At 41.5% G+C, this 14,186-nt stretch carries 13 protein-coding genes and 1 tRNA gene; 8 read left to right on the top strand and 6 right to left on the bottom strand.

Annotated features, from left to right (window positions below; translation table 11 throughout):
* Window positions 1-69: 69 nt before the first annotated feature.
* Window positions 70-288, bottom strand: coding sequence for a glutaredoxin-like protein NrdH (gene nrdH, locus FFM63_RS06985; protein ID WP_137609602.1), 219 nt, complete (start codon window positions 286-288; stop codon window positions 70-72).
* 385 nt (window positions 289-673) lie between these two features.
* Here nrdH and FFM63_RS06980 point away from each other — a divergent pair, with 385 nt between their 5' ends.
* The 5 genes from FFM63_RS06980 to FFM63_RS06960 all read left to right on the top strand — a co-directional run bounded on the left by FFM63_RS06980 (window position 674) and on the right by FFM63_RS06960 (window position 6,112).
* Window positions 674-1,144, top strand: a complete 471-nt coding sequence (locus tag FFM63_RS06980; protein WP_137609601.1) for a FeoA family protein — start codon at window positions 674-676, stop codon at window positions 1,142-1,144.
* Window positions 1,145-3,307 carry a ferrous iron transport protein B gene (feoB, locus tag FFM63_RS06975; RefSeq protein ID WP_137609600.1) on the top strand — a complete coding sequence of 721 codons (2,163 nt, stop codon included), beginning with the start codon at window positions 1,145-1,147 and terminating at the stop codon, window positions 3,305-3,307.
* Window positions 3,295-3,429 carry a FeoB-associated Cys-rich membrane protein gene (locus FFM63_RS06970; protein WP_137609599.1) on the top strand — a complete coding sequence of 45 codons (135 nt, stop codon included), beginning with the start codon at window positions 3,295-3,297 and terminating at the stop codon, window positions 3,427-3,429. Before feoB ends, FFM63_RS06970 begins: the two co-directional genes overlap by 13 nt.
* Window positions 3,430-3,620: 191 nt before the next feature.
* Entirely contained in the window at window positions 3,621-4,322 is a 702-nt protein-coding gene (locus FFM63_RS06965; RefSeq protein WP_137609598.1) for a MarR family winged helix-turn-helix transcriptional regulator, read from the top strand.
* A 17-nt stretch (window positions 4,323-4,339) separates the two neighbouring features.
* Window positions 4,340-6,112: an ABC transporter ATP-binding protein gene (locus tag FFM63_RS06960; protein ID WP_137609629.1), complete on the top strand. Its 1,773-nt coding sequence runs from the start codon at window positions 4,340-4,342 to the stop codon at window positions 6,110-6,112.
* Window positions 6,113-6,156: 44 nt separating this feature from the next.
* Here FFM63_RS06960 and leuD read toward each other — a convergent pair whose 3' ends face one another.
* From leuD to FFM63_RS06935, 5 genes are all read right to left on the bottom strand, one after another.
* Entirely contained in the window at window positions 6,157-6,741 is a 585-nt protein-coding gene (leuD, locus tag FFM63_RS06955; RefSeq protein ID WP_137609597.1) for a 3-isopropylmalate dehydratase small subunit, read from the bottom strand.
* Entirely contained in the window at window positions 6,741-8,114 is a 1,374-nt protein-coding gene (gene leuC / locus FFM63_RS06950; protein ID WP_137609596.1) for a 3-isopropylmalate dehydratase large subunit, read from the bottom strand. The genes leuD and leuC overlap by 1 nt, the downstream gene beginning before the upstream one ends.
* A 3-nt stretch (window positions 8,115-8,117) precedes the next feature.
* Window positions 8,118-9,167: a 3-isopropylmalate dehydrogenase gene (gene leuB, locus FFM63_RS06945; RefSeq protein ID WP_137609595.1), complete on the bottom strand. Its 1,050-nt coding sequence runs from the start codon at window positions 9,165-9,167 to the stop codon at window positions 8,118-8,120.
* Window positions 9,168-9,237: 70 nt separating this feature from the next.
* On the bottom strand, window positions 9,238-10,752 hold the full coding sequence (locus tag FFM63_RS06940) for a 2-isopropylmalate synthase (protein ID WP_137609594.1): 1,515 nt from the start codon (window positions 10,750-10,752) through the stop codon (window positions 9,238-9,240).
* 857 nt (window positions 10,753-11,609) lie between these two features.
* Window positions 11,610-11,682, bottom strand: a tRNA-Lys gene (locus FFM63_RS06935).
* Window positions 11,683-11,838: 156 nt separating this feature from the next.
* Here FFM63_RS06935 and FFM63_RS06930 point away from each other — a divergent pair.
* The 3 genes from FFM63_RS06930 to yycF all read left to right on the top strand — a co-directional run bounded on the left by FFM63_RS06930 (window position 11,839) and on the right by yycF (window position 14,185).
* The gene (locus tag FFM63_RS06930) at window positions 11,839-12,387 is read left to right on the top strand and encodes a DUF1836 domain-containing protein (RefSeq protein WP_137609593.1); all 549 of its coding nucleotides are present in this window, start codon (window positions 11,839-11,841) and stop codon (window positions 12,385-12,387) included.
* On the top strand, window positions 12,377-13,234 hold the full coding sequence (locus FFM63_RS06925) for a DegV family protein (protein ID WP_137609592.1): 858 nt from the start codon (window positions 12,377-12,379) through the stop codon (window positions 13,232-13,234). The genes FFM63_RS06930 and FFM63_RS06925 overlap by 11 nt, the downstream gene beginning before the upstream one ends.
* Window positions 13,235-13,480: 246 nt before the next feature.
* Window positions 13,481-14,185: a response regulator YycF gene (yycF, locus tag FFM63_RS06920; protein WP_137609591.1), complete on the top strand. Its 705-nt coding sequence runs from the start codon at window positions 13,481-13,483 to the stop codon at window positions 14,183-14,185.
* Window position 14,186 lies beyond the last annotated feature (1 nt).

The following is a 14,186-nucleotide window of genomic DNA, read 5'->3' as shown; positions in this document are numbered from 1 at the left end:
CACATCTTTCCATTTTTTCTAGCTATAAAAGAAGAAAACTTTGCAATCGTGGGACCGCAAAGTTTCAAATTAGGCTAATGCTTTCAATTGATCGGGACGAAAACCAATGATGGTTTGTTGTCCGCCGAAAATAACTGGGACGCTTTGGAAGCCTTGATCTTTTAAAAAGGTTAGCGCTTCGGGCTCGTGGTCGATATTGACCTCTTCGAAGGAAATTTGATTTTCAGCTAAATAACGTTTGGTCATTTTACATTGCATACAATTATTTTTAGAATAGACTTTTACCATAAGACTACCTCCCTTGATTTCTACAATTACCAGTATAAAAGATGTAGGGAAAATGTCAATCGTTTAATACTATATATTGTGTTGGAGAAATATAGGTACACTACTCTTTGTGTTTTTGCAAAAAAAGTGAAAACGGACGGTCTCAAAGAAAAATCCCTTTTCAAAAGAAGAAAAACTGCTGAAGGATGTTTTTTATTCACGAGATAAGTTTTTTTAATAACTAAATTATGGGAAGAAAACAAAAAAAGTAAAGATTGTCAAACAACTTGCTTAGAAGAAAGTGAAATTTATCGACCATTGATTGACTTTGCTATAAATTGAAGTTATTCTTAGTGAGAAAGATTCTCATTATTAATTAGCTGAAATTAGTAGGATGGAGATAGATATGACAACTTTAGCAGATGTTTCATTGAATCATGTCGTTCAAATCGATGAAATGACTTTAGAAAATGAGTTGAAGCATCGATTGCAAGATTTGGGAATGGTTGTTGGATCAAAAATTGCTGTGGTGAATCATTCTGGCGATAACGGAATTATTTTATTACACAATACACGACTGGCATTGTCTCAATCTTTATTAAAAAAGATATTTGTGAAGGAACTCACGGAAGACCAGCAGACGTGGGTCTCGTTGGATCAACTAAGCGTTGGCGAACAAGGCGTCATCGTAAATGTGCATGGAAGCGGTTCAATCAAGCGGCGTTTAATGGATATGGGATTGACTAAAGGAACACCAATTAAAATCGTCAAGTTGGCGCCTTTAGGTGATCCAATCGAGCTTCGAGTTCGCGGCTATGAATTGAGTTTGCGCAAGAGCGAATCAGAGATGGTGATCGTATCAAAGGAGGTTGAGTAGATGGCGAAGCTTCATGTTGCTTTAGCAGGAAATCCGAATAGCGGAAAAACAAGTACCTTTAATGTCTTAACAGGCACCAATCAATTTGTCGGCAACTGGCCGGGAGTTACAGTTGAACGCAAAGAAGGAATTTATAAGAAGGACTCTGAAGTGATCATCGATGATTTGCCGGGGATCTACTCGTTGTCACCTTATTCGCCAGAAGAAGTGGTAGCTCGAGATTATTTGCTCTCAGGCACGCCAGATGTAATTGTAAATGTTATCGATGGCACGAATCTTGAACGCAATCTTTACTTGACGACGCAATTGATTGAGACTGGGATTCCGGTAGTCGTTGCGGTAAATATGATGGATGTCATCAAAAAAAGCGGAAAACAAATCAATTTAGATAAATTAGCTTATGCCTTAGGTGCACCGGTTGTTGGAATCAGTGCGTTGAAAAATTGGGGATTGGATAAAGCGATCAGCGAAGCGCTGCATTTAGTCAAAAAAGGTGTAGAAGAAATCAATTTTCCGCATTATGATCGGCGTTTAGAAGCGGCTCTTAGTGAAATCGAAACAGTTCTAGGCAGTACAGTACTTGCTAAATATGGCCGCTGGTACAGCCTGAAACTATTTGAACGGGATGAACGAGCGCAACAAGATTTGAATTTGAGCACGATCCAACAAAAAGATTTGCAAGAAATCATTAAGATCACGGAAAAAATCTTTGGTGAAGATGCCGAAAGTTTAGTGATCAATGAACGGTATAATTTCATTACAGATTTAAAGACTTTATGTGTCGTTGATGAAGATCAATTCAAATTATCGATCTCAGATAAGATCGATCACATCGTGACTAATCGTTTCTTGGCATTGCCGATTTTTGCGCTAGTCATGTGGCTGATCTATTATATCGCGATTCAAACTATCGGCACGATGGGGACAGACTGGATCAATGATAATTTATTCGGCGAGATCGTACCGAATTTTGTCCGTTCGACGTTGCAATCGTGGGCTGTGGCTGGTTGGATGCAAAACTTGATTTTAGATGGGATTCTTGCGGGTGTCGGCGCTGTTTTAGGTTTTTTGCCGCAATTGATCGTACTTTTCCTATGCTTGGCACTTTTAGAAGATTGCGGTTATATGTCGCGGATCGCATTTGTCATGGATCGGATTTTCCGTAAATTTGGTTTGTCAGGAAAATCATTTATCCCAATGTTGATTGCTACAGGTTGCGGAGTGCCGGGAGTAATGGCCAGCCGAACGATCGAAAATGAAAAAGATCGCCGGATGACGGTGATGTTGACGACGTTCATGCCTTGTTCGGCAAAACTGCCGATCATCGCTCTGATTGCCGGCGCCTTCTTTCCTAACAGCAGTTGGGTAGCACCTTCTGCTTACTTTGTCGGAATGGGAGCAATCGTTTTATCAGGGATCGCGCTAAAGAAAACGCGGCTCTTTGCGGGCGATCCGACGCCGTTTATTATGGAACTGCCATTGTATCATCTGCCAAGGATCAGCAATACGCTGCGTTATACGTATGATCATAGCAAAGCATTTGTTAAGCGCACTGGAACGATCATTTTTATTTCTAGTATTGTGATCTGGTTTATTTCTAACTACAACTTCACACTGCAAGCAGTAAATGAAAATGATAGTATTTTAGCAGCGTTAGGCGGTTTGATTGCTCCGTTGTTTGCACCGTTAGGCTGGGGTGATTGGCGCGGAACAGTTGCTGCAATCACGGGCTTGATCGCTAAAGAAAATGTGATTGGGACCTTTGGGATTTTATATCGTCATGCGGCGGTGGCAGAAGATGGCGTCGAAATCTGGAAATCGTTACAGCTGGCTTACACGCCAATCGCTGGGTATTCATTTTTAGTCTTTAACTTATTGTGTGCACCTTGTTTTGCTGCGATCGGAGCAATCCATCGTGAAATGGGCGATGCTAAATGGACTTGGCGCGCGATTGGGTATCAATGTGGTCTTGCTTATGCGGTAAGTTTTGTTGTATATCAATTCGGTCATGTGATTTTTGAAAATGGCGAAATCGGGATCGGCTTGATTTTGGCGGCGGCAGTCTTGCTTACTATGATTTACTTTGTTGTGAGAAAGCCTGTCAAACAAACGACGACAATTACGATTGAAGAGATTAAAGAGGTGAAAGAATGGCAACTATAATATTGAGTGTGTTAATCTTTGGCAGCGCAGGAGTGATTGTTTATCGGCGAGTCAAAAACGGCGGTTCTTGTGAGGACTGCAACAGCAGCTGTCCGGTAAAAGAAGAGCAACATAAGTATTAAAAAAGATTCGGCATTCGCCGAATCTTTTTTTTGGCTAAATTTTTAGTGAAGAAAAAGAATAAATCGTCTGGGAATCAACTTAGAACAGGCAGAGAAATAAGGAGGTTTTTGGACTAAGGCAAAAAAATCAGCAGAGGAGTTGACAATAGTTAGGTGCCGAACTATTATTGGTAGCAAAGGAGATTTTTATAATGAGCGAGTTTACGAAAGACTTGATGCGTCAATTACGTTTTATAAGTTCTGCCAGCAATGCATTTATGAGTAAACGCCAACGATTAAATGGACAACAACGGGTTTTAGCGATCTTAGCTAAAGAAGACGGCTTGATCCAAAGTCAATTAGCTGAAATTTTAGATATTCGTCCAAGCTCGTTGGCCGAGTTGATGAAGAAGATGGAAAAAAGTGGCGATGTGGTACGAAAAGCAGAAGAACAAGATAAACGGATTAAACGGGTTTTTCTAACTGATAAAGGAAAACAAAAAGCCCAAATTTTCAGCCGAGTCGGTGAAGATAGGAGTGAGAGTTTCTTTGCCGGTTTGACGACTGAGGAACAACAGATCTTCAGCGAATATTTGCAAAAAATCTCAGCTGGTTGGCAAGAAGACTTTCAACAACAAACGGGACGTTTCGTTGATCCCATTGACCGTTTACGTCAGATCCAAGCGATGCGTGAACAATTTTCTGGAAACTGGCAAGAAGATTGGCAGAATCTTTCGCGAGAAGAACAACACCGGGTGCGGAAGCAAATGAAGCGCGAAATGCACAATGCCTCAAGAGACTTTTCGCGTAATTTTAATCATGATTTTAGGCAGAATTTTTGGAGCAATCAAGATTGTTCCACGGAATTTGATCAACCGAAAAAATCAGAAGATACAGAATGGGAAGATTTTTAGCGAAAGAAGGAACCAAAATGGAACGAAATATGAGCATCACACCTGAAAAATCAATGAAAGACAAGAAAACCAACTATCGGTTGAAAGACTTTTTACGGTTGATTTTGAGTGTCAATCCTAGAAAAGCTTTATTCATCGTCGGCCTGTTTTTAAGCTTGCTGACAAGCGGAGCAAGTTTGATCGTCCCACAATTAACTAAAGGATTGATCGACACGAGCAAATTAGCGCAAATTGATAAAAAAATGCTGATCGTTCTAGTTTTGGCATTTGTTGCTCAATTGGCCTTTGGCGCGATCGGCAGTTTTTTACTGCGCTTTGTTGGAGAAAGTGCCGTCAAAACGCTGCGGGAAAAATTATGGAGCCATCTACTGCAAATGCCGGTCAGCTATTACGACGACCATAAATCAGGTGAAAGCAGTTCGCGGCTAGTAAATGATACAACGGTCATCAAAGATTTAGTAGCGACCCAATTTCCTAATTTTATTACCGGCGCGATTCAATTAGTAGGCTCCATGATCATTTTATTTGTGATGGATTGGAAAATGGCGGCGATGATGTTTTTAGCAGTTCCAATCATGGCATTGATTATGATGCCAATCGGACGAGTAATGTCTCGATTAGGTCGACAATTACAAGCCGCGACTGCTGACTTCAACGCAGAAGCTAGTGAAAAATTATCAGAGATCCGCTTGATCAAAGCCAGCAATGGAGAAAAATTTGAAAAAAACAGCGGCCGTTCATTTATCAACAATATTTTTAGTTTAGGAATCAAAGATGCGAAGGTCGAAGCGATCTTGCAGCCAATCATTACAACGGTCATGTTAGGAATGTTTGTCGGTATTTTAGGCTACGGAGCCGTTCGTGTCCAAGCCGGAACATTGACTAGCGGACAATTGGTGGCCTTCTTATTGTATCTATTTAATATCATGATGCCGGCAGCCAGCTTTGCGATGTTTTTCTCCCAAGTCCAAAAAGCCATGGGAGCGACTGAACGGATCGAACAAATCTTGAAAACTGATTTGGAACCGATCGAGACAGGAAAAAGCGCTGATGTCGCAGGTAAAATGATCAAAGCAGAAAATCTTTCCTTCCATTATGTTGCTAATCGTCCAATTTTAAAAAATGTTTCATTTGAAGCAAAACCAAACACAGTGATTGCTTTTGCAGGACCGAGCGGTGGGGGAAAATCGACAATTTTTGCTTTAATCGAACGTTTTTATCAACCATCTGCCGGCACGATCAAAATAGGCGATGACAATGCAGAAGAACTCAGTCTTGCAAGCTGGCGTTCGCAAATCGGTTACGTTTCGCAAGATAGTGCTGTTTTTGCTGGAAGCATTCGTGAAAATCTGCAATATGGATTGGAACGAACATTGACTGAAGAGGAATTGTGGCATGGTTTAGAGTTGGCTTACGCTGATCAATTTGTGCGAGAATTTCCTGATCAACTGGAGACCGAACTAGGGGAACGCGGAGTGAAATTATCCGGCGGACAAAAACAACGAATCGCGATTGCACGGGCCTTCTTACGTGATCCTAAAATTTTGATGCTGGATGAAGCAACAGCAAGTTTAGATTCACAATCAGAAGAAAAAGTCCAACGCGCACTAGATCAATTAATGACAGGTCGGACGACCTTAGTGATTGCACATCGTTTGTCTACGATCGTAGATGCCGATCATATTTATTTTATTGAAAAAGGGGAAGTGACCGGTCACGGGACACATAGCGAATTGATTGAGAATCATCCGCTTTATGCACAATATGTGCAAGAACAAGTCGTAAATTAAAAAGAAAGGGGTGTGACAAAATTTTGTCACACCCCTTTTCTCGATTAGTCATAGCTTGGCATTTTTTCTTCGTAGGCTGTGATCGCCTCTTCGTATTGCAAAGTGATACTGATATCATCTGAACCATTGACCAACTTTGCTTTCCAAGTCGGGTCGATCTGAAAAGCATAGCAAGTTTTACCAGTTCGAACTTCTTGTTCTAACAGATCGATCGTGATGGCCTGATCCGCAGGCAGCTGACTTAAGCGGTCTCGGATGTCTTGTTCCAAACGAATCGGCAAAAGCCCGTTTTTTAACGCGTTCATATAAAAGATATCACTGTAGCTGCCAGCAATCACTGCTCTGAAGCCATAATCTTGGATGGCCCACGCCGCGTGTTCACGTGAAGAGCCTGAGCCAAAATTTTCACCCGAAATCAAGATGGTTGCCTCTTTTCGTTCCGGTGTATTTAAAATAAAGTCAGGGTTCGGTGAACCGTCTGCTAAAAAGCGCCATTCATCAAAAAGATGTTTGCCGAAACCGGCTTTGTCGACTTGCTTCAAGAAACCTTTCGGAATGATTTGGTCGGTATCGATATTATCATTCATCAAAGGGACTGCTTTGCCTGTGTAACTTGTAAATTTTTCCATTAGATGACCTCCTTGCGACTATCGACAAAATTTCCGTGGATTGCGGCTAATGCAGCCATTACCGGACTGCAAAGATGAGTGCGGGCATCTTTACCTTGGCGTCCTTGGAAATTCCGATTAGAAGTTGACGCACAATGGACACCGGCAGGTACACGGTCAGGATTCATCCCCAGACACATCGAGCAACCAGGTTCGCGCCATTCAAATCCCGCATCCATGAAAACTTTATCCAAGCCGATTTTTTCTGCCGCTTTCCGAACAGGCCGTGAGCCGGGAACAACGATAGCTGTCACATTGTCGTGGACTTTTTTTCCTTTGATGATCTTTGCGGCTTCTTGCAAATCAGACAAGCGGCCGTTGGTACATGAACCGATGAATACATAACCAACTGGAATATCTGCCGGAGTCTGTCCTGGCTTCAAGTCCATATAATCGTAAGCTTTTTGCAAATCAGGTGAAGTGATCGCTGGAAATGTACCGGTAAAAGGAACGCCCATTTCAGGATTCGTGCCCCAAGTAACAAACGGCACCAGCTCACTGGCATCCAGCGTTAGTTCTTTGTCATAGACCGCGTCGGCATCTGTGTACAATTTTTTCCAATCATTGATTGCAGCAGTCATATTTTTTGGTGCATATTCGCGACTTGCGACGTAATTAAAGGTCGTCTCATCGGGCGCGATCAGACCGATTTTTGCACCGCCTTCGATTGCCATGTTGCAGATCGTCATGCGTTCTTCCATTGATAGATTTTCAATCGTTTCACCGTAAAACTCAGCGCCATAGCCCACACCGAAGTCTGTGCCGTATTTAGCAATCAGCGCCAAAATAATATCTTTTGCATAAACACCTTTTGGTAACTTGCCGGAGATCTTGATTCCCATGTTTTGCGGTTTGCTTTGCCAAAGAGTCTGAGTTGCAAAAACATGTTCTACTTCGCTCGTGCCGATTCCAAAAGCTAGAGCGCCAAAAGCACCGTGTGTCGCTGTATGGGAATCTCCGCAGACGATCGTTTTGCCCGGCTGAGTCAATCCGGTTTCTGGTCCTACCATATGGACGATTCCTTGGCGGTCGCTGCCGTTGTCACAAAGCTGTACGCCGAATTCGTGACAGTTTTCTCGTAGAGTATCGATTTGTTTTTTTGCGACTAGGTCGGTGAAATTTAAAATATCGATCGTTGGTACATTATGGTCCATCGTAGCAAATGTTCGTTCTGGATGGCGCAATGTTCTGCCAGCTTCGCGAATTCCAGCAAATGCCTGAGGTGAAGTCACCTCGTGGATCAAGTGTAAATCAACATAAAGCAGTTGCGGAGCCCCTTCATTGCCGTAGACGACATGTCGATTCCATAGTTTATCAAATAGTGTTTTTCCCATCTTTTATGCTCCTTCCAGTTCTTGAATCACAGCGTCGGTAAATTGTGCTGTGGATGCTTGACCACCTAGATCACGGGTAAATAATCCTTGTGTCAATACTTTGTCGCAGGCATTTTCGATTGCTTTGGCTGCCACTTCTTCTTGGAATGATTGTCTCAGCATCATCGCTACAGACAAAATCATCGAGATCGGATTTGCGATCCCAAGACCGGCAATATCTGGTGCAGAACCGTGGATCGGTTCATAAAGAGAAGGACCATCCGCGCTGTGACTAGCACTTGGCAAGACGCCTAATGATCCTGGCAAGACCGAGGCTTCATCGCTTAAAATATCGCCGAAAAGATTTTCAGTGACGATCACATCAAAAGCTTTTGGATTTTGGATCAGTTTCATCGCCGCCGAATCCACGTATTGATGTTCTAACTGACAATCAGGATATTCTTTAGCAACTTCTTCTGCCGTAGCTCGCCATAATTTGCTGGAGGCAAGGACGTTCGCTTTGTCGACCGAAGTTACTTTTTTACTGCGGCCTTGAGCGATCTTAAAAGCAGAGTGGAGGATTCGTTCGATCTCAGCTTTTTGATAGCGGGCAGTATCAAACGCCATTTGTTCTGTTAATTCGCGTGGCTCCCCGAAATAAATCCCACTGCTTAATTCTCGAACGATAATCAAGTCCGTTCCTTCGACAATCGCAGGTTTTAGAGGGGAAAGATGCATCAAGGCAGAAGAGACGGATACTGGACGAATGTTCGCAAATAAATTCAACGCTTTTCGAAGAGCCAGCAACCCTTTTTCTGGTGCATCCGCTATTTTTTCCCACTTAGGCCCGCCAATCGCGCCTAATAAAATCGCATCAGCGGATTGACAAGCCTTTAAAGTTTTTTCTGGTAAAGAGGCGCCTGTTTCATCTAGTCCAGCACCGCCAAAGGGAAATTCCTCAAGTTCGAAGTCATGGGTACAACTCTTTTCAACAGCGGCTAATACTTGCAATCCGCTGGCCATAATTTCTGGTCCGATACCGTCACCGGCTAAAACCACAATTTTATTTTTCATTATTTTGCTCCTATCTTTTAGTTAAGCACTTTTTTGTTTGCTCTAACTAGATTTTGTACCCATCGTAAGATCAGCTGTTTGACTTGATCCGATTGCTGGCTTTTACATAGGCTTTTGCTGAGGCGTGTAAAACATCAAAGTCTACCCCGATTCCGCGGAATTCTTTTTTCGTTTGTTCATCTCGCAGAGTTACGCGAACTTCGGCTTGCGCATCTTCGCCGCCAGTCAATGCCTGGATCTCATATTCAGTTAGTTCCGGATCTTGTTGGAACAATTCATCGATCGTGTTGTAGATTGCTTGGATACTGCCTGAGCCGATTTTCGAGGCGACTTTTGTTTCGTTTTCTTCATTAATAATAGAAACGATCGCTCCTTGATACCCGTTCGAGCTGTATTGGACTTGGACTTCGGCTAGTTTGAAAGTTTCCGTTTCTTCGCGCGTTTGATCGGCAAGCAAGGCGACTAAGTCTTTGTCGGTGATTTGTTTCTTTTTATCGGCTAATCGTTTGAATCGTTTGAACGCTTCTTTACTGTCGACATCGGTCAAATGGTAGCCGAGCTCTTCTAATTTAGCATTGAAGGCGTGGCGACCGGACAATTTTCCAAGTGGTAGAGAATTTTGAGTCACGCCCACCATAGTAGGAGTGATGATTTCGTACGTTTCCGGATTTTTCAAAACACCGTCTTGGTGAATACCAGATTCGTGAGCATAAGCATTATCACCGACGACCGCTTTATTTTTAGGAACCGGAATCCCAGAAAGGCGGGAGATCAGCTCGCTGGTTCGTTTTGTTTCATTTAAGACGATATTCGTTTCGCATTGATAAAAATCTTTGCGAATTGCCAACGCTAGTGCGACTTCTTCCAAAGCGGTATTGCCAGCGCGTTCGCCAATCCCATTGATGGCGCCTTCTACTCGATTCGCTCCATTTTCGATCGCGGCTAGAGCATTTGCGGTCGCCATCCCTAAATCATCGTGGCAATGAGAAGAGAATGTAATCGCTTGGTCGCTGCGGATGTTTTCAATCAGTGATTTGAAAATTTTTCCGTATTCAGTCGGATTTGAATAACCGACAGTATCAGGAACATTGATGATCGTAGCACCAGCATCGATCGCTGTTTGGACAGCTTCTAATAAGAAATTTTTTTCGGTTCGTGAAGCATCTTCTGGTGAAAACTGAACTTTTCCAAATAAACTGCGGGCATAGCTGACGTGTTCCTTGATTGAATTAAGAACTTCCTCCCGCGTCATTTTTAATTTATATTGCATATGGACATCGCTAGTTGCTAAAAAAACGTGGATCTGTGGATCGACCGCATCTTTTAACGCCTCATACGCACGATCAATATCTTTTTTCTGACAGCGGGCTAGACCAGTCACCGTCATTTTTTTAACTTGCTGCGCAATCGATTGGACCGCTTCAAAATCACCAGGAGAGGCGATAGGAAAGCCCGCCTCAATGACATCGATTCCCCATTTTTCTAATTGCAGCGCGATTTGAACTTTTTCTTTGGTATTAAAATTCACGCCTGGTGTTTGTTCACCATCTCTTAGCGTGGTATCAAAAAATTGAATTTTCCTCACTGTTGTTCCTCCTTTTAGTCAAAACCGGGTATAAAAAAAGCACTCCATCGGGAAAGAACCATTTCTTCTCCGATGCAATGCGAATAGGGACTTCATGAAATAAATTTCAGAAAGTCCCTGCTATAATAATAAAGTTGCGTTAAAAAGTATCGTTGATTTCATCATAGCAACCACCCGTTTATTGTCAGAATTTTTAAAAAATTATTGTAGTAATCGTATAAAAAAAATAAAGACTTGTCAAGCGGATTATGAAAAAAAGATGAGAATTTTTTCGTTAAACTCATCTAACAGCAAAATAGAAGTATCTAGGTATAGAATTCTAGCTCAATAAAAACAGATAGATGATCACCCTTGATTTAACGCGTTAAATCAAGGGTGTGATGGATTTATTGATCTTTTACCTTCAATTATATTCTTAATAATACATTAGATTTAGGACTTAATCAGAATTTTTTTATAAAAAATATTTGTAACATTAGAATGAGTCAATCGAAAAATTAAAAACGAATGATTTTAACAGCGTGTTTATTCATAGAATTATAATTGATTGGAGTTTGTTTGGAAATCGAAAGAGTGAACGAAGGGAGTCCGCATAATTGCGAAGACATTTTAAAGTGGCTAACGCTGTCTAATTGCGGCAGGTCATTGATAGTAACCCTCTTAAAGAAGAACTGATGTTTTAACAAAGTGAGTAAATTGTTGAAAATATTACGTGTACTAGCGAGTACATGCGTTAGATGCAGCATTATCAATAAAGTTAAAACCATACCCAAACACAAAAAAAGTCACCACGCACATTCTTTTCGAAACTACCGAAGTAGCCAAGAATGCACTGGTGACGTGGGTTTGGCACCCAATGGGCCGTGAGGGGCTCGAACCCGCGACCCGCTGATTAAGAGTCAGCTGCTCTACCAACTGAGCTAACGGCCCAAATAAAGTACTTTCATATGTTAGCACTGAGAAAATAAAAAAGCAAGAATAAACTAAAAAAATCCGTACTAAAACCGCTTTATTTATCTAGTTTAGAAAACTATATTGTATAATTATCATAATTTTGATAAACTACCGATGAAAGGGGTTCAAATGATGGAAGATACAAATCTTAGATCGTGGGCAGCAGGATTGAAAGAATTACGCTTGCCTCGCTGGGAAGAACTACCTGAATTAGAATTATATATGGATCAAGTTATTACTCTAGTTGACCGTTATTTAGCACCATTGATTGAAGATGAGAAGCATCAACTTTTATCTAGTGCGATGGTCAATAACTATGTGAAACATAAATTAGTACCGCCGCCAGTCAAAAAAAGGTATAACCGGAATCATTTAGCCTATTTGATCGCAATCACTTTATTGAAGCAAGTTTTTGCGATTCCAGATATCAATGAGCTGATCCGGATACAGTTAGCAAACAATGAACCCAAAGATGCTTACAACAGTTTTTGTACGGTCCAAGAGGATGCGCTGATACAAGTCGCTAAAATTATTTTAGGAGAAGAAGTCAGTTTGACACGTAACAGTAAGGAGTTACATTATTTGGCGATGGAAAGTGCTGTCGCTTCGTTTACACAAAAAATGTTAGCTGAAAAAATCATTCAATTGGATAAAGAGAAAGAAGGCGAAAATGATGAGTGAAAAAATTGCGATCCTAGTTGATTCTGGGACAGATGTTCCAAAAGAAGTTATTGATAATGGACCATTTTTTATGGTGCCGCTGCGGATCATTTTTAGTGACCGAGAATATCGTGATGGGATCGATATCAGTTCAGATAATATTTTTCCGCTAATCAAAAAGGAGTTGCCCAAAACATCTTTACCAGACGGCGAATTGATCCATCAGATCTTTGACGAAATCAAAGCTCAAGGCTACACGCACGTAATCATTGTGACGATTTCCAGCGGATTGAGCGGGACGTATAATGCACTGCGAGTACTCAGCGAACATTATGAAGACTTGATTTTCCATTCGATCGATACGAAAAATGTGGGGATTGGAGCTGGGATATTAGCTATCTACGCAGGTGAGTTAGTCAAACAAGGAAAATCGTTCACAGAAGTTATCAGTGAAGCAGAAAGCAAAATCGCAAAAACGAAAATTTTTTTCAACGTCGATACGCTGGAATATTTACAAAAAGGCGGACGCATCGGGTTAGTGGCTTCTTTACTGGGCAGTGCGCTAAAATTAAAACCAATCATTTCATGTAATCCAGACGGCATTTATTACACTGTCGCCAAGGTACGAGGATTAAATAAGAGTATCGATAAAACAATCGAATTAGTGAAAGCCCATGTCGGCAATCACAAACGCTTCAATTTAGCGGTAACGCAGGCAGATGCGATGGAAACGGCAGAAAAAGTTTATCAACGTCTGCTTGAATTATTTCCAACGGCGGAAAATATTTACTTTGGGAAAGTTTCACCGGCACTTTCAGTTCATACCGGGCCTGGTTCGTTAGGCGTCGTCTGCCAAGTGTTGGACTAAAGTGTTGAACGTTTGTAAAAAGCAAATAAAGAACGGGCAAGCTAACGAAAGTGTTTGTAGTTTATGCAATTTTTGGTTTGCTCGTTTGTAAAGAGGTTGCGACATGTCGCAACCTCTTCTTTCAGTTTTCCTTAAGTAATGGTTGTAAAAAAATCGTCATCTATTTGAAAAGATGAAACAGTAGTGAAATTATTGTATAATGGTGAAGCGTACATACAACTTTAAAAAGGTATGAGGTGACTCTTAGTGAAAAAAATTCTAGTAGTTGACGATGAAAAACCGATTTCGGACATCGTAAAATTCAATTTAACCAAAGAAGGCTATGAAGTCTTTACTGCGTTTGACGGTGAAGAAGCCTTGAAAAAAGTCGAAGAAGTCAATCCAGATCTGATTTTATTAGATTTGATGTTGCCTAAAAAAGACGGTTTAGAAGTGGCTCGTGAAGTACGCAAGACCCATGAAATGCCGATCATTATGGTTACGGCGAAAGATTCTGAGATCGATAAAGTTCTAGGTTTAGAACTAGGGGCAGACGATTATGTAACGAAACCATTTTCCAACCGTGAATTGATCGCACGGGTCAAAGCCAATTTGCGCCGAGGCGGACAAGCACCTAAAGAAGAAGAACAAACGACACAAAGTGATTTGACGATTGGCGAATTGACGATCCATCCAGATGCGTATATGGTCACCAAACACGGAGATACGATTGAACTGACTCACCGTGAATTTGAGTTGCTGCATTACTTAGCCAAACATATCGGTCAAGTGATGACTCGTGAACATCTATTACAGACAGTTTGGGGCTACGATTATTTTGGTGATGTTCGGACTGTGGACGTGACTGTTCGCCGTTTACGGGAAAAAATCGAAGACAATCCGAGTCATCCGACCTATTTAGTAACAAGAAGAGGCGTAGGTTATTATCTACGCAACCCTGAACAGGAGTAAG

Source organism: Enterococcus pingfangensis (assembly GCF_005405205.1).
GTDB lineage: Bacteria > Bacillota > Bacilli > Lactobacillales > Enterococcaceae > Enterococcus_A > Enterococcus_A pingfangensis.
This window is presented reverse-complemented; position numbering and strand designations above follow the sequence as displayed.

Excerpts from the sequence above, each read along its gene's own strand:
- nrdH (WP_137609602.1), bottom strand. The coding sequence starts at position 288 with ATGGTAAAAGTCTATTCTAAAAATAATTGTATGCAATGTAAAATGACC.
- FFM63_RS06980 (WP_137609601.1), top strand. The coding sequence starts at position 674 with ATGACAACTTTAGCAGATGTTTCATTGAATCATGTCGTTCAAATCGAT.
- feoB (WP_137609600.1), top strand. The coding sequence starts at position 1,145 with ATGGCGAAGCTTCATGTTGCTTTAGCAGGAAATCCGAATAGCGGAAAA.
- FFM63_RS06970 (WP_137609599.1), top strand. The coding sequence starts at position 3,295 with ATGGCAACTATAATATTGAGTGTGTTAATCTTTGGCAGCGCAGGAGTG.
- FFM63_RS06965 (WP_137609598.1), top strand. The coding sequence starts at position 3,621 with ATGAGCGAGTTTACGAAAGACTTGATGCGTCAATTACGTTTTATAAGT.
- FFM63_RS06960 (WP_137609629.1), top strand. The coding sequence starts at position 4,340 with ATGGAACGAAATATGAGCATCACACCTGAAAAATCAATGAAAGACAAG.
- leuD (WP_137609597.1), bottom strand. The coding sequence starts at position 6,741 with ATGGAAAAATTTACAAGTTACACAGGCAAAGCAGTCCCTTTGATGAAT.
- leuC (WP_137609596.1), bottom strand. The coding sequence starts at position 8,114 with ATGGGAAAAACACTATTTGATAAACTATGGAATCGACATGTCGTCTAC.
- leuB (WP_137609595.1), bottom strand. The coding sequence starts at position 9,167 with ATGAAAAATAAAATTGTGGTTTTAGCCGGTGACGGTATCGGACCAGAA.
- FFM63_RS06930 (WP_137609593.1), top strand. The coding sequence starts at position 11,839 with ATGGAAGATACAAATCTTAGATCGTGGGCAGCAGGATTGAAAGAATTA.
- FFM63_RS06925 (WP_137609592.1), top strand. The coding sequence starts at position 12,377 with ATGATGAGTGAAAAAATTGCGATCCTAGTTGATTCTGGGACAGATGTT.